Here is a 14,469-nt window from a genome sequence, read left to right as displayed (position 1 = left end):
ATGCGGCTGCAGGGGCGCACGGCCATCATCACGGGAGCAGCTTCGGGCATTGGCCGCGCCAGTGCAAAGCTGTTTGCAGAGGAAGGCGCGCAGCTTGCTTTGGTCGATCGCGATGCCGCCGGCCTTCAGGAGACTTTGAGCGTTGTGGGTGAGGCAACGACGCATGTCGGCGACGTCGGCGATGCCGGTTTCGCCGAGGCTGTCGTCGGCGCCGCCGTGGCACGGTACGGCCGTCTCGATATCCTCATGACCGCGGCAGGCTTCTCCTGCGGCGGCACGGTGCTGACGACGAGCCTGGAAGACTGGGACGCGGTGTTCCGCGCCAATGTCGGCGGCACCTGGCTGTGGGCGCGAGCTGCTATACCGCAGATGCAGCGGCAGAAGGGCGGCTCGATCATTACGCTGGCGTCGCAGCTCGCCATCGCCGGCGGCAAGGGCAATAGCGCCTATATCGCCGCCAAGGGCGCGATCGTCAGCCTGACGCGCACCATGGCGGTGGATTTCGCGACCGACGGCATTCGCGTCAACGCGATTGCACCCGGCGCGATCGATACTCCGATGCTGCGCCGCAGCTTCGCCCGTCACGCCAATTCGGAGGAGGTGCGCGAAGCCTCCCGCAATCGCCACGCCATGAAGCGGTTCGGCCAGGCCGACGAGATCGCACAGACCGCGCTGCATCTTGCCAGCGATGCGTCCTCGTTCACGACCGGCACCGTGATGGTGGTCGACGGAGGCTGGCTGGCGGCATGAGCGACGCGCTGACAGAGCTCGAAGCGGGCGTTCGCGCCGATCTCGCCAGGATCGCGCATCCCGGCGCCGCATGGCTCGAACCGAAGATCGGACCGGACGGCAAGCCCGCGCTCGACGTGCTGATCATCGGCGCCGGCCAGTCCGGTATCGCGATCGGATTCGGCCTGATGCGCTCGCGCGTCAGCAACATCCTGCTGCTCGACAAGGCAGAGGAAGGGAAGGAGGGCCCGTGGCTCACCTATGCCCGCATGCCGACGCTGCGCAGCCCAAAGGACTATACGGGACCTGACCTCGATATTCCGAGCCTGACCTATCAGTCCTGGCACGAGGCCCGTTTCGGCAAGGAGAGCTGGCAGACACTGTACCTGATCCTGAGGGAGCATTGGGCGGAGTATCTGCTGTGGTTGCGGCGCACGATCGGACTGCCGGTGCGCAATGGCTGCGAGCTTCTGGAGATCGCGCCTGCGTCAGACGGTCTGCTCGCCGCGCGCGTGAGACGCGCCGATGGCGTCGAGACGCTCTATGCCCGCAAGATCGTGCTGGCGACGGGGCAGGAGGGCATGGGCGACTGGATGATCCCCGAGCCGCTGCGCGATCTGCCGGAGAGCTCGGTCGCAACCGTTGCCGATGACATCGACTTCGCAAGCCTCCGCGGCAAGCGCGTCGCGGTGATCGGCGCCGGCGCGTCCGCCTTTGACAATGCGGCGACTGCATTGGAAGCGGGTGCCGCCGAAGTGCATCTGCTCTGCCGCCGTGCGCAGATCCAGGTGATCCAGCCCTATCGCTGGCTCACCTTTCGCGGCTTCCTGCGCCATCTCAGCGATCTCGACGATGCCTGGCGCTGGCGCTTCATGCGCAAGATCCTCGAGATGCGCGAAGGCTTTCCGCAGCCGACCTACGACCGCTGCGCTCGTCATGCCAATTTCACACTGCACGAGGGCGCGCCAGTTGAGGGCACCAGGCAGACCGATGGCGGTGTCGAATTGCACACGCCACGCGGGGCCATCACCGCGGATCTCGTCATTTGCGGCACCGGCATCGACATGAACTTTGCCGGCCGCGGCGAGCTGCGCCGCTTTGCCGGCAATATCGCGACCTGGGCCGATCGCTATCAGCCGCCTTCGAGCGAGCACAACGCGCGGCTCGGCCGCTTTCCCTATCTTGCCGACGATTACGCCTTCACCGAGCGCGTGCCGGGCGAGACGCCGTGGATCTCCGACATCCATCTCTTCGCCATCGCCTCCACCATGAGTTTTGGTCCGTCGGGATCGTCGATCAATGCGATGACGACGGCCATTCCCAAGCTGGTCAATGGCCTGACGCACGGCCTGTTTCGCGCCGATGTTGAACGCCACTGGGCTTCGCTCAGCGCCTACGACGTGCCGCAGGCCGTGGTTGCGCGGCCCGCGCGAACAATGGAGGAATCGCGATGATCATCCATGCACCGCCGCGCCGAAGCGCCTCTGCGGGATTGGCGCGCAACTTGCTTCTTTCTTGACCTGCCTTGCTGGCGTTCTTGCCGAAATTTTGGGGAAAACGAATGCGTTTTGTGTCTTTCAGGCCCGCGGCCTCAGTCCTCGCCACCACCGCGCTGTTGCTCATTGCCACCGCGCCGTCGCAGGCACAGACCAGGGCGGAGACGTTGCGCTATGTCACGGGATCAGCGGTCAACACGCTCGATCCCAACATCCCCGGGTCGACGCGCGAATCCTTCGCGCTGAGCATGAGCACCTATGATCGGCTGGTGGCGTTCGGCCGCAAGCAGCTCAACGGCAAATGGGTGTTCGACCTCGACACGATCACCGGCGAGCTCGCTGAATCCTACGACGTCAGCCCCGATGGGCTGAAGCTGACCTTCCGCCTGCGCAAGGACGCCAAGTTCCAGGATGGCTCGCCTGTCACGGCGGAAGACGTGAAATGGTCGCTCGATCGCTGCGTCACCGCGCCGATCCTCGGCAAGGCCCAGCTCCTGACGGGATCATTGACGTCGGCGGACCAGTTCAAGGTGATCGATCCCCTCACCATTGAGGTGACGCTACCGAAGCCCGACAAGCTCGCGCTGCCGAATTTGGCGACCGTCTATCCCATGATCATCAATTCGAAGGTCGCAAAGGAGCACGCGACCGCGGATGATCCCTGGGCGACCGCTTGGTTGAAGGAGCACACCGCCGGTAGCGGCGCCTATGTGGTCGAGACTTTCAAGCCGGGTGAGCAGGTCTTGCTCAAGCGCGACGAGACCTGGGATCGCGGTTCGGCCAACAAGCCCGCATTCTTCAAGCGTGTGATCATTCAGTCGGTGCCGGAGCCGGCCACCCGCGCCAACCTCGTCGAGCGCGGCGATGCCGACCTCGTCGTCGATCTCCAGGCCAGCGACGTGCAGTCGCTCGAGGCCAAGGGCAAGCTCAAGGTGGTCTCGACCCCGCAGTACAATGCGATCACCTATGTCTCGATGAACAACCAGATGCCGCCATTCGACAACGTCAATGTCCGCCGCGCCATCGCTTACGCGCTGCCCTATGACGACATGTTCAAGGCCGCTCTGTTCGGCCGCGGCGCGCCGCTGTTCGGCGCGAGCTGGCCGGACGGCAAGCCGCTGAACGGCATCTATCCGTTCCAGCAGCCGGTGAAGCTCGACCTCGACAAGGCCAGGGAATATCTCAAAGCGGCTGGGCTCCCCGAGGGTTTCTCGACCACCTTCAGCTTCAACGTCGGCCAGTCCTCGACCGCGGAGCCGATGGCCGCGCTGGTGAAGGAATCGCTCGGCAAGATCGGGATCAAGGTCGACATTCAGAAGCTGCCGGATGCACAGATGTCGACGCAGATCAACGAGAAGAAGCTTCCCTTCTACACCGAGGGCATCGTAGCCTGGCTGCCGTCGACCGATTACTTCTACCGCAACTTCTACACCGGCAATCAGCGCTGGAATTACAGCTCGATCAACAACCCGGATCTTGCCGCAATCGCGCAGGAGGCACGTTTCGAGCCGGACAAGGCGAAGTATGAGGACGCCGGCCGCAAGCTCAACGCGATGCATGTCGATCTGATGCCGCAGATCATGCTGTGGCAGCCGAACCAGGATGCGGTGATGGCGTCGTCGGTCGAAGGCTACACCTATGAGTTCCACCGCCAAGTCGACTATCGCGACGTCAGCCGCAAGTGACATCGGACAACGAGAGGAGCTCTCAGAGGTGACGACCGGTCTTGGTGCAACCATCGTGCGGGCGGGCAGGCGACTTCTGTCGTCGCTGCCGGCGCTGTTCGGTGTGCTGGTCTTCACCTTTCTCCTGATGCGCGTGCTGCCCGGTGACCCCGCGGTGTTCTTCGCCTCGGGGCCCAATGCCGGCAAGGAGGAGATCGAGCAGATCCGCAAGCAGATGGGGCTCGACAGGTCGGTGCCTGAGCAGCTCGTGTTCTATCTGTCCGACATCGGCCACGGCAATCTCGGCCGCTCCATGATGACGGGACAGCCGGTGCTGAAGGACCTGCGCGAGCGGCTGCCGGCCTCGCTGGAGCTCACCTTCACGGCGCTCCTGATCGCGCTGATCGCGGCGGTGCCGCTTGGCGTGGTCGCGGCCCTGAAGCCCGGCTCGATCGTCGATCACGGCGTGCGGCTGTTCTGCGCGCTCGGCGTCTGCGTGCCGACCTTCGTCTCGGGCCTGCTGCTGATCTATGTCTTCTACTACCTGCTCGGGCTCGCGCCTGATCCGACCGGGCGGATCGATGTCTTCACCTCGCTGCCGCCGCAGCGGACCGGGTTCCTGTCGATCGATTTCCTGCTCGCTGGAGATATCGAGGGCTGGTGGGCGGCCTGCAAGCAGTTGATCCTGCCGGCGGTGAGCATGGCCCTGTTCGTGATCGCGCCGCTGGCGCGGATCACGCGGGCCTCGATGCTGGTCTCGCTCGGCAGCGATTTCGTGCGCACTGCGCGCTCGGTCGGATTGTCCTGGCACAAGGTGGTCGTCACTTATGCGCTGCGGAACGCGATCCTGCCCGTCATCACCATCGCCGGCATCGTGTTCTCGACCATGCTGGGCGCCAATGTCCTGGTGGAGAAAGTGTTCTCCTGGCCGGGCGTCGCTTCCTACGCGCTCGATGCGCTCTTATCCTCCGACTATGCGCCGGTGCAGGGTTTCGTGCTGCTGATGGCCAGCCTGTTCGTGCTGGTCAATCTCGTGGTCGACATCTGCTACGGCATTGCCGATCCCAGGGTGTCGATCGAATGACCAGCGCAACTCTTCGCCATTCGGTCTGGATTCTGCGCGGCAATCCGCTCACGGCCGTTGCCGCGGCCGGCGTTGCGCTGTTCGTCCTGATTGCGATCTTCGGGCCGTGGATCGTGCCCTATGATCCCGTGGTCTCCAATGTCTCGGAGGCGCTTTTGCCGCCGAGCGCGGCGCATCTCGCCGGCACCGACCAGCTCGGACGCGATGTGTTCAGCCGCCTCATCATCGCTGCGCGCCTCGATCTTGCCATTGCGGTTTCCGCGGTCGGCATCTCCTTCGTGATCGGCGCCGTCGTCGGCGCGTTCTGCGGCTATGCCGGGGGCAAGCTCGATCGCGGCGTCGGCCGCTTCGTCGATGTGATGATGGCCTTTCCGCTGTTCGTGCTGGCGATGGCGATGGTTGCCGCCCTGGGTAACCGGATCGAGAACATCGTGATCGCGACCGCGATCATCAATCTTCCGTTCTACATCCGCTTCGCGCGCGCCGAGGTCAACGTCCGCCGCAATGTCGGCTGGGTGGAGGCCGCGCGTGCCTGCGGCGAGAGCCATTTCTCGGTGGTGCTGCGCTTCCTGCTGCCGAATATCCTGCCGGCGATGGCGGTCCAGATCTCGCTCAATCTCGGCTGGGCCATTCTCAACGCGGCCGGACTGTCCTTCATCGGCCTCGGCGTCAAGCCGCCGACGCCGGAATGGGGCATCATGGTCGCGGAGGGGGCGCGCTTCATCTCGACCGGGCGGTGGTGGCTGGTGGCCTTTCCGGGTCTTGCGCTGATGATGGCCGTGCTGTGCTTCAATCTCCTCGGTGACGGGATGCGGGACATTCTCGACCCGCGGATGCGCACATGAGCGTGGAGCTGCTCGGGATCAACGACCTCCACGTCTCGTTCTCGACGCGGCGCGGCATGGTCGAGGCCGTGCGCGGCGTGACCCTCACGGTCGCCAAAGGCGAGATGCTCGGCCTCGTCGGCGAGAGCGGCTCGGGCAAGTCGGTCACCGGCTTCGCGACCACGCGGCTGCTCGATGCGGCCGGGCGCGTCACCGGCGGCAAGATCCTGTTTCGCGGGCAGGACGTCACAAAACTCAGGGGCGATGATCTCCGTCAGCTCCAGGGCGCCGCGATGTCGATGATCTTCCAGAATCCGCGGGCGGCGCTCAACCCGATCCGCGCGATCGGCTTGCAGATCGCGGACGCGATCCTCACGCACAAGAAGATATCGAAGGACGCCGCGCGCGCCGAGGCGCTCGAGCTGCTGCGCGCGGTCCAGATCCGCGACCCCGAGACGCGGATGAACGCCTATCCGCACGAGCTCTCCGGCGGCATGTGCCAGCGCGTCATGATCGCGATCGCGATCTCCTGCAATCCCGCGCTGCTGATCGCCGACGAGCCGACCACCGGCCTCGACGTCACGACCCAGAAGGTGGTAATGGATCTGCTCGCAGACATTGCCGCCGCGCGCGGCATGGCGACGATCCTGATCACGCACGATCTCGGTCTCGCGGCGCGCTATTGCCGCCGCATCGCCGTGATGGAGCGCGGCCGCATCGTCGAGGAAGCGAGCCCCAAAAAGCTCTTCAGCGCACCGCAACACGCCTATACCCGCCGACTGGTGGCGGCATCGCCGACCGCGACGTCGCGGATCGAGGATCTCGTGACGGAGGAGGAGCGGGAGCGGCACGCGACGATCGTCAGCAAGCCAAGGCAGGAGATTCCGCACGGGACGCCGCCACTCCTCGAGGTGCGCAAGCTCGCCAAGCGTTTTGACCAGGGCTCCGCTGCGGTCGCGGATTTCTCGATGACGATGGCCGGCGGCGAGAGCGTCGGGCTGGTCGGCGAGTCCGGCTCCGGCAAGAGCACGACGTCACGGATGATCTGCCGCCTGATCGACCCGAGCGAAGGCGATATCGTGTTCGACGGGCAGTCGATCGGCCATGTCGCGTCGCGCGACTTTCACCGTTCGCCCTTGCGCAAAGACATCCAGATGGTCTTCCAGGACCCGAACGAGAGCCTCAACCCGCGCTTCGCGGCGTTCGACTGCATCGCCCATCCCCTGATGCGGCTCGACGGCATGCGTGCCGGCGATACGTTGCGCAAGCGGGTGGAGGAATGCGCGGAGCGGGTGGGCTTGCCGCTCGATCTGCTGCCGCGCTTTCCGCACCAACTCTCCGGCGGCCAGAAAGCCCGCGTCGGCATTGCCCGCGCCATTGCCTGCCGGCCGCGGCTGCTGGTGTTGGACGAGCCGACCGCCGCGCTCGACGTCTCGGTGCAGGCGGTGGTGCTGCAATTGCTCGACCGTCTCAGGCGCGAGAACGACATTGCGCTGCTGTTCGTCAGCCACGATCTCAATGTCGTGCGCATGCTCTGCGACCGCACCATCGTGCTGCGCAATGGCGGCATCGTGGAGCAGGGGGAGAGCCGGGCGCTGTTCGACAATCCCAAGACCGACTACACGCGCAAGCTGGTCGAGGCGATTCCGCATATCGAGACCGGGCCGGCACTGGCGGCCGCGCTTTGACGCCTGACCCGGTCGAAATCCCGACGAGATGCCGCTGGCGAAGGCCCGGTTAGTGGCATACCATTTGCACGCCAATGGGTTCTGGTTTCACCTGCCTTTGGCCAACGATGGCCGGCATCACGGCACTACTGGGAGGATTTCATGGATCGCAGGACCGTATTGAAGGGACTGGCCGGCGCGGGCGGTCTGGCATTGACCGGCCTCTCGGCCCCGGCGATCGCACAAGGCGCCTCTGCGCGCACCCTGCGCTTCGTGCCGCAAGCCAACCTCGCCAATTTCGATCCCATCTGGGGCACGCAATATGTCGTGCGCAACGCGGCGGCGCTGGTCTGGGACACGCTTTACGGCGTCGATGCCAAGCTCCAGCCGCAGCGTCAGATGGTCGAGTCCGAGGAGACCACCGACGACGGCAAGACCTGGACCTTCAAGCTGCGCCCGGGTCTCAAGTTCCATGACGGCGAGCCGGTGCTGAGCAAGGACGTCGTCGCGAGCCTGTCGCGCTGGGCCGCGCGCGATCCAATGGGTCTGATGATCCTCTCTATCCAGCAGGAATTGACTGCGGTCGACGACCGCACCTTCAAATGGGTCCTGAAGCAGCCTTTCCCGAAAATGCTGTACGCGCTGGCCAAGAACAACGCGCCGTGCTCCTTCATCATGCCCGAGCGCATCGCGAAGACCGATCCGTTCAAGCAGATCACCGAATATGTCGGCTCGGGTCCGATGAAGTTCGCCAAGAGCGAATGGGTGCCCGGCGCCAAGTCGGTGTTCGAGAAGTTCACCGATTACGTGCCGCGCCAGGAGAAGGCGTCGTGGCTTGCCGGCGGCAAGAACATCCTGGTCGATCGCGTCGAGTGGCTGGTGATGCCGGATCCGGCCACCGCTGCGGCCGCCTTGCAGAACGGTGAGGTCGACTGGTGGGAGAACCCGATCTCCGATCTCGTACCCGTGCTGAAGAAGAACAAGAACATCAGCGTCGATATCGGCGATCCCCTCGGCAATATTGGCTCCTTCCGCATGAACCATCTGCACCCCCCTTCAACAATGTGAAGGCGCGGCGCGCGGTGCTGATGGCGTTGAGCCAGGAAGACTATATGCGTGCGCTGGTCGGCGACGACGATACGTTGTGGAAGCCGCTGCCGGGCTTTTTTACGCCGGACACACCGCTCTACACCGAGTTGGGCGGCGAGATCCTGAAAGGAAAGCGCGATTTCGATGCGGCCAAGAAGCTGCTCGCCGAGAGCGGCTATTCCGGCCAGCCGGTCACATGCGTGGTCGCGCAGGACCAGTCGATCACGAAGGCGCAGGGCGACGTCACCGCGGATCTGCTCAAGAAGCTCGGCATGAACGTCGATTTCGTCGCGACCGATTGGGGCACGGTGGGCGCGCGCCGCGCGATGAAGACACCTCCGGGGCAGGGCGGCTGGAATATGTTCCACAGCTGGCACGCCGGCGCCGATTGCATCAATCCGGCCGCCTACACCGCCATCCGCGCCAATGGCGACAAGGCCTGGTTCGGCTGGCCCAACAGCCCGAACACCGAGAAGGAGATCACGGCCTGGTTCGACGCCAAGAATCTCGAGGAGGAGAAGGCCGCGATCGGGCAGGTCAACAAGGCGGCGCTCGAGGATGTCGTCTACGCGCCGACCGGCTTCTTCCTGACCTACACGGCATGGCGCAAGAACGTCTCCGGCATCACCAAGGGGCCGCTGCCGTTCTTCTGGAACGTATCGAAATCCGCATGATGGTACGCTGAAGCCAGATGCTCTCTTACATCCTCCGTCGCATCGTCTCGACCTTGCCGGTGATGGCAATCGTCGCGCTGTTCGTGTTCAGCCTGCTCTACATCGCGCCGGGTGATCCCGCCGTGGTGATCGCGGGCGACCAGGCGAGCCCGGAGGATGTGGAGCGCATTCGCCAGGGCCTCGGCCTCGACCGTCCCTTCCTGATCCAGTTCGGAAGCTGGGTCTGGCGCATCCTGCACGGCGATCTCGGCACCTCGATCTTCACCAACCTTCCGGTCTCCGCGATGATCGGACAGCGTCTCGGACCGACGCTGTCGCTGATGACCGTCACGTTGCTGCTCACCATCGTGGTCGCCGTGCCGCTCGGCGTGGTGGCGGCATGGAAGGCCGGCAGCTTCATCGACCGCGCCATCATGGCGTTCGCCGTGTTCGGCTTCTCGCTGCCCGTGTTCGTCGTCGGCTATGTCCTTGCCTACATCTTCGCGCTGGAGCTCGAATGGCTTCCCGTGCAGGGCTACACGCCGCTCACGGAGGGCTTCTGGCCGTGGCTGCAAAACCTGATCCTGCCGTCGATCGCGCTGGGCTGCGTCTACATCGCGCTGATCGCGCGGATCACGCGCGCCACGATGCTTGAAGTCTTGCAGCAGGACTATATCCGCACCGCGCGCGCCAAGGGCCTCGGGCAGGGCGGCATCCTCTTCGTTCACGCGCTGAAGAATGCCGCGGTCCCGATCGTGACCGTGATCGGGATCGGCATCGCGCTCCTGATCGGCGGGGCGGTCGTCACAGAAAGCGTGTTCGCGATTCCCGGCCTCGGCCGGCTCACGATCGACGCGATCCTGCGCCGCGACTATCCCGTCATCCAGGGCATCGTGCTTCTGTTCAGTTTCGTCTACGTCCTCGTCAATCTGATGATCGACGTCGTCTATACGCTCGTTGACCCGAGGATCCGCTATTGACCGACACGACCGTCAATCCGCAAGCGCTGCCGGCCGGCTTCGTTCTTGCTCCGCAACTGCCTGAAATCCTGCGGCCGGTCACGATCCGGCGCGGTTTCCTGGGATTCTTGCGCGGCCATCCGACCGTCGCGATCGGCGGCGCACTGCTGCTGGCACTCGTCTTCATCGCGATCTTCGCGCCGTACCTCTGGACAGTCGACCCGACTGCGCTCGCGCCCGCCAAGCGCACGCGGGCTCCGTCGGCACTCTACTGGTTCGGCACCGATGTGCTTGGCCGCGACATCTATTCGCGCGTGCTATTCGGTGCGCGGGTCTCGCTCACGGTCGGCCTGTCAGTTGCGATCTTCGCCTCCGTGGCGGGTCTCGCCATCGGCATGGTCTCCGGTTTCGTCCGCTGGGCCGACGGCATCTTGATGCGCTTCATGGACGGCCTGATGTCGATCCCGCCGATCCTGCTCGCGATCGCGCTGATGGCGCTGACGCGCGGCAGCGTCGGCAACGTCATCCTGGCCATCACCATCGCCGAGATCCCGCGGGTTTCCCGTCTTGTCCGTAGTGTGGTGCTGTCGCTGCGCGAGCAGCCCTATGTGGACGCCGCGGTCGCCTGCGGCACGCGCACGCCGATGATCATCCTGCGCCACATCCTGCCCAACACGCTGGCGCCGATGCTGGTCCAGGCGACTTACATCTGCGCCGGCGCCATGATCACCGAGGCGATCCTGTCCTTCATCGGGGCGGGCACGCCGCCCACCATTCCGTCCTGGGGCAACATCATGGCCGAAGGGCGCGCGCTGTGGCAGGTCAAGCCCTACATCGTGTTCTTCCCGGCGGCGTTCCTCTCCGTCACCGTGCTCGCGGTGAACCTGCTCGGCGACGGCCTTCGCGATGCGCTCGATCCGCGCATGGCCAAGAGCCTGTGATGTCGAGGGGTTGATCGCGATGGCCTTGCTCGAAGTCGAGAACCTCCAGACCCACTTTCGCACGCCCGGCGGCATCAACCGCGCGGTCGACGGCGTGTCCTTTCATGTCAACGAAGGCGAGACGCTCGCCATCGTCGGCGAATCCGGCTGCGGCAAGTCGGTGACCTCGATGTCGCTGATGCGGCTGATTCCGGAGCCGCCGGGCAGGATCGCGGGTGCCGTCCGCTTCGCGGGCAGGGACCTGCTGCAGCTGTCCGATCGCGAGATGCGCGCGATCCGCGGCAACGACATCTCGATGATCTTTCAGGAGCCGATGACGAGCCTCAACCCGGTTCTGACGGTCGGGCGCCAGATCCGCGAGACGCTGATGATCCATCAGGGTCTCGACAAGCAGGCGGCCGAGGCGCATGCGATCGAGATGCTGACGCTGGTTGGCATTCCCGAGCCGAAGCGGCGCGTGCGCGAATATCCGCATCAGCTTTCCGGCGGCATGCGCCAGCGCGTGATGATCGCGATCGCCTTGGCCTGCAATCCAAAGCTCCTGATCGCGGACGAGCCGACCACCGCGCTCGACGTGACCATCCAGGCGCAGATCCTGAAGCTGATGCTTGATCTCAAGCGCCGGGTCGGTGCGGCGATCATCCTGATCACCCACGATCTCGGCGTCGTCGCCGAGATCGCCGAGCGCGTCATGGTGATGTATGCCGGCCGCAAGGTCGAGGAGGCGCCCGTTGCGGAGCTGTTCCGCTCGCCGCGCCATCCCTATACGCAGGGCCTGCTCGGCGCCGTGCCGCGGCTCGGCTCCTCGCTAACAGGCACCGCGCGGCGTCTGGCTGAAATCCCGGGGCAGGTGCCTGATCTGCGCAAGCCCATCATTGGCTGCGTCTTCGCCGGCCGCTGCGCGCTCGCGACCGATCTTTGCCGCCAATATGCGCCTGGACTTGAAGAGAAGGCGCCTCGCCATGTCGCCGCCTGCCACTACGCCGCCAAGGGGGCCATCGCGGCATGAGCCCTCCGCTGCTCCAGGTCAACGACCTCAAGAAGCATTTTCCGGTCAAAAAGGGCCTGTTCGGCCGCAAGTCCGAATATGTCTATGCCGTCGACGGTGTCTCGTTCGAAATCGCGAAGGGCGAGACGCTGTCGCTGGTCGGCGAGTCCGGCTGCGGCAAGTCGACGGTCGGCCGCGCCATCCTGCGGCTGTTCGACATCACCGCGGGCCAGGTGATCCTCGACGGTCAGCGCATCGACGACGCCCATCCAAGCACGATGCGCCAGCTGCGCCGCCGCGTGCAGGTGGTGTTCCAGGATCCGTTCTCGAGCCTCAATCCGCGCATGCGCGTGCGCGACATCCTGGCCGAGCCGATCCGCAATTTCGGCCTCGCCAAGTCCGCCACCGATCTCGAAACCCGCGTGACGGCGCTGATGGACACCGTGCGGCTACCGCGCGAGGCGCTCAACCGCAGGCCGCACGAATTCTCCGGCGGCCAGCGCCAGCGCATCGGTATCGCGCGGGCGCTCGCAGCCGAGCCCGAGCTGATCGTCTGCGACGAGGCGGTCTCCGCGCTCGACGTCTCGGTCAAGGCGCAGATCGTCAATCTCTTGCAGGACCTTCAGCGCGAGTTCGGCCTGGCGCTGCTGTTCATCAGCCATGACCTCGCCATCGTCGAGCACATGACCCACCGCGTCGCGGTGATGTATCTCGGCAAGATCGTCGAGGTGGCGCCGCGCCGCGAGATCTTTGCCGCGCCAAGGCATCCCTATACCAAGGCATTGCTCTCCGCGGTCCCGCTGCCCGAGCCCGGCGCCCAGCGCAATCCGATCATCCTCAAGGGGGACGTGCCGAGCCCGATCAACCCGCCAAGCGGGTGCCGCTTCCACACCCGTTGCCCATACGTCTTCGACCGCTGCCGGACGGAGGAGCCGACGCTGCGTTCGACCGGCCCCGAGCAATGGGTGGCCTGTCACCTCGAAGAGGCGCCGTAGGCCCTTCAGCCCTGGCGGCGCAGGAAGCCCGTGATTGTGACCTTCTCCCAGATGCCGGCTGCGGCAAAGGGATCGGCATGGTTGAAGGCTTCGACCTCGGTCCGGCCGGGCGCCTCGATCAGGAACAGGCTGCCGATCATGGTCGCGCCGTCGTCGGAGACCAGCGGCCCCGACATCACGATCTTGACGCCGAAGCGCGACGTGTCGCTCAGGAACGCCTTGTGGGCGTCGTAGTTGGCGAGCCGGGTCGGCAGCGCGCCGGTGCGGTCGATGGCGTGAATGGCGAACAGCATGATGTCTCCGTTGACGTGTCCATTTTCTTGGGACGTTTCTTGGGACGGCCGCGGAGGCGGCCGTCCGCGCTTGTGATGATCGCTTGGGTTACTTGGCGCCGAGCTTGCCGGCGTCCTCGAAGGTCGGGCAGGTCCGTTGCTCCAGCGGTACGTCGAACGGCTGGTAATTGTCCTTGGTGATGACGGTCGGCTTCAGAACGATCTCGGCGATGACCGGCTGGTTGCGCAGGCTGCGGATCGCCATCATGGTGCCGAGGCACCCTTGGGCAAATCCGTTGTAGTCGCCGCTGGCAAGCAGCTTGCCGGACTTGATCGCGTCGATTGCCTCCTTGGTGCCGTTGATGCCGATCACCTGGGCTTTGCGATTGGCGCCGTCGAGCGCCTCGATCGCGCCGACCGCCATGGCGTCGTTGGCGGCGAGCACGCCGTCGATCTGCGCGTTCGACTGCATCAGGTTTTCCATGACCTGGAGCGCCTGCAGCCGCTGGTAGTTGCCGGGCTGAGACGCCAGCAGCTTGGCGCCCGAATTCTCCTTCAGCGCGTCGTTGAAGCCGCGGACGCGGTCGACATTGGTCAGCGAGCCCTTGACACCCTCGATGATGACGATGTTGCCCTTGCCGCCCAAGGTCTTGAGCAGGAAGCGCGCGGTTTCGAGGCCAAGGCTGTAATCGTCGGCGCCGACGAAGGAGAGGAACTTGCCGCCGGCGGAGCGGTCAGTGATGTTGACGACGGGGATCTTGGCCTCGTTGATCTTCTCGACGCCCGGCACCATCGCCTTGTAGTCGACCGGCGTGAAGACGATCGCGCTCGGCTTCTTCACCACGACGTCCTCGATCTGGCTGAGCTGCTCGGGGATCGAGTCCGGCTTGGTCGGGATGTACTGCAGCGTCTTCGCGTTCAGCGCTTTCGCCATGTTGTCGGCACCGACCCGCACCGTCTGGAAGAACGGATTGGTCTGGTTCTTGGTGAACACGGCGATGGTCTCGCCGTCGGCGCGCGCCTGTGTCGTGAACGCAGCCGCCATCAGCAGCGGCAGCGCCAAATAACCCATTTTCTGTTTCATGTAGCCTCCATCCCTCATTTTGCT

At 65.0% G+C, this 14,469-nt stretch carries 13 protein-coding genes and 1 pseudogene; 12 read left to right on the top strand and 2 right to left on the bottom strand.

Annotated elements, in window-relative coordinates:
* The 12 genes and pseudogenes from QJT78_RS00625 (at window position 1) to QJT78_RS00575 (ending at window position 13,089) form a co-directional block, all read left to right on the top strand.
* Window positions 1-750 (top strand): SDR family oxidoreductase, encoded by a 750-nt coding sequence (locus tag QJT78_RS00625; RefSeq protein WP_038941769.1) that lies wholly within the window; start codon window positions 1-3, stop codon window positions 748-750.
* Complete coding sequence (locus QJT78_RS00620) at window positions 747-2,183, top strand: NAD(P)/FAD-dependent oxidoreductase (protein ID WP_038941767.1); 1,437 nt, start codon at window positions 747-749, stop codon at window positions 2,181-2,183. The genes QJT78_RS00625 and QJT78_RS00620 overlap by 4 nt, the downstream gene beginning before the upstream one ends.
* A 107-nt stretch (window positions 2,184-2,290) precedes the next feature.
* Window positions 2,291-3,910 carry an ABC transporter substrate-binding protein gene (locus QJT78_RS00615; protein ID WP_028148440.1) on the top strand — a complete coding sequence of 540 codons (1,620 nt, stop codon included), beginning with the start codon at window positions 2,291-2,293 and terminating at the stop codon, window positions 3,908-3,910.
* 28 nt (window positions 3,911-3,938) lie between these two features.
* Window positions 3,939-4,973: an ABC transporter permease gene (locus QJT78_RS00610; RefSeq protein ID WP_028148439.1), complete on the top strand. Its 1,035-nt coding sequence runs from the start codon at window positions 3,939-3,941 to the stop codon at window positions 4,971-4,973.
* Window positions 4,970-5,818: an ABC transporter permease gene (locus QJT78_RS00605; protein ID WP_008131147.1), complete on the top strand. Its 849-nt coding sequence runs from the start codon at window positions 4,970-4,972 to the stop codon at window positions 5,816-5,818. The genes QJT78_RS00610 and QJT78_RS00605 overlap by 4 nt, the downstream gene beginning before the upstream one ends.
* Window positions 5,815-7,485 carry an ABC transporter ATP-binding protein gene (locus tag QJT78_RS00600; protein ID WP_038941764.1) on the top strand — a complete coding sequence of 557 codons (1,671 nt, stop codon included), beginning with the start codon at window positions 5,815-5,817 and terminating at the stop codon, window positions 7,483-7,485. The genes QJT78_RS00605 and QJT78_RS00600 overlap by 4 nt, the downstream gene beginning before the upstream one ends.
* Before the next feature lie 141 nt (window positions 7,486-7,626).
* Window positions 7,627-8,460, top strand: a pseudogene (locus tag QJT78_RS53100) (ABC transporter substrate-binding protein); the annotation flags it as partial.
* Window positions 8,400-9,227, top strand: a complete 828-nt coding sequence (locus QJT78_RS53095; RefSeq protein ID WP_335337526.1) for an ABC transporter substrate-binding protein — start codon at window positions 8,400-8,402, stop codon at window positions 9,225-9,227. The pseudogene QJT78_RS53100 and the gene QJT78_RS53095, both read left to right, overlap by 61 nt.
* A 17-nt stretch (window positions 9,228-9,244) precedes the next feature.
* On the top strand, window positions 9,245-10,186 hold the full coding sequence (locus QJT78_RS00590) for an ABC transporter permease (RefSeq protein ID WP_028148437.1): 942 nt from the start codon (window positions 9,245-9,247) through the stop codon (window positions 10,184-10,186).
* On the top strand, window positions 10,183-11,106 hold the full coding sequence (locus QJT78_RS00585) for an ABC transporter permease (protein WP_028148436.1): 924 nt from the start codon (window positions 10,183-10,185) through the stop codon (window positions 11,104-11,106). Before QJT78_RS00590 ends, QJT78_RS00585 begins: the two co-directional genes overlap by 4 nt.
* Before the next feature lie 19 nt (window positions 11,107-11,125).
* Window positions 11,126-12,115 carry an ABC transporter ATP-binding protein gene (locus QJT78_RS00580; protein WP_028148435.1) on the top strand — a complete coding sequence of 330 codons (990 nt, stop codon included), beginning with the start codon at window positions 11,126-11,128 and terminating at the stop codon, window positions 12,113-12,115.
* Window positions 12,112-13,089: a dipeptide ABC transporter ATP-binding protein gene (locus QJT78_RS00575; RefSeq protein ID WP_038941763.1), complete on the top strand. Its 978-nt coding sequence runs from the start codon at window positions 12,112-12,114 to the stop codon at window positions 13,087-13,089. Before QJT78_RS00580 ends, QJT78_RS00575 begins: the two co-directional genes overlap by 4 nt.
* 5 nt (window positions 13,090-13,094) lie before the next feature.
* Here QJT78_RS00575 and QJT78_RS00570 read toward each other — a convergent pair whose 3' ends face one another.
* The gene (locus QJT78_RS00570; RefSeq protein ID WP_028148434.1) at window positions 13,095-13,382 is read right to left on the bottom strand and encodes a YciI family protein; all 288 of its coding nucleotides are present in this window, start codon (window positions 13,380-13,382) and stop codon (window positions 13,095-13,097) included.
* Between the two features lie 88 nt (window positions 13,383-13,470).
* On the bottom strand, window positions 13,471-14,445 hold the full coding sequence (locus QJT78_RS00565; RefSeq protein WP_028148433.1) for a sugar ABC transporter substrate-binding protein: 975 nt from the start codon (window positions 14,443-14,445) through the stop codon (window positions 13,471-13,473).
* Window positions 14,446-14,469: the final 24 nt, after the last annotated feature.

The organism is Bradyrhizobium sp. Mp27 (assembly GCF_029953005.1).
Lineage (GTDB): Bacteria > Pseudomonadota > Alphaproteobacteria > Rhizobiales > Xanthobacteraceae > Bradyrhizobium > Bradyrhizobium barranii.
The sequence above is the reverse complement of the archived record's forward strand: the minus strand, read 5'-3'. Positions and strand labels throughout refer to the sequence as shown.

What these genes read in the sequence shown, in the direction of transcription:
- QJT78_RS00575 (WP_038941763.1), top strand. Translation starts at nt 12,112, where the DNA reads ATGAGCCCTCCGCTGCTCCAGGTCAACGACCTCAAGAAGCATTTTCCG.
- QJT78_RS00605 (WP_008131147.1), top strand. Translation starts at nt 4,970, where the DNA reads ATGACCAGCGCAACTCTTCGCCATTCGGTCTGGATTCTGCGCGGCAAT.
- QJT78_RS00570 (WP_028148434.1), bottom strand. Translation starts at nt 13,382, where the DNA reads ATGCTGTTCGCCATTCACGCCATCGACCGCACCGGCGCGCTGCCGACC.
- QJT78_RS00590 (WP_028148437.1), top strand. Translation starts at nt 9,245, where the DNA reads ATGCTCTCTTACATCCTCCGTCGCATCGTCTCGACCTTGCCGGTGATG.
- QJT78_RS00565 (WP_028148433.1), bottom strand. Translation starts at nt 14,445, where the DNA reads ATGAAACAGAAAATGGGTTATTTGGCGCTGCCGCTGCTGATGGCGGCT.
- QJT78_RS00620 (WP_038941767.1), top strand. Translation starts at nt 747, where the DNA reads ATGAGCGACGCGCTGACAGAGCTCGAAGCGGGCGTTCGCGCCGATCTC.
- QJT78_RS00600 (WP_038941764.1), top strand. Translation starts at nt 5,815, where the DNA reads ATGAGCGTGGAGCTGCTCGGGATCAACGACCTCCACGTCTCGTTCTCG.
- QJT78_RS00580 (WP_028148435.1), top strand. Translation starts at nt 11,126, where the DNA reads ATGGCCTTGCTCGAAGTCGAGAACCTCCAGACCCACTTTCGCACGCCC.
- QJT78_RS00615 (WP_028148440.1), top strand. Translation starts at nt 2,291, where the DNA reads ATGCGTTTTGTGTCTTTCAGGCCCGCGGCCTCAGTCCTCGCCACCACC.
- QJT78_RS00625 (WP_038941769.1), top strand. Translation starts at nt 1, where the DNA reads ATGCGGCTGCAGGGGCGCACGGCCATCATCACGGGAGCAGCTTCGGGC.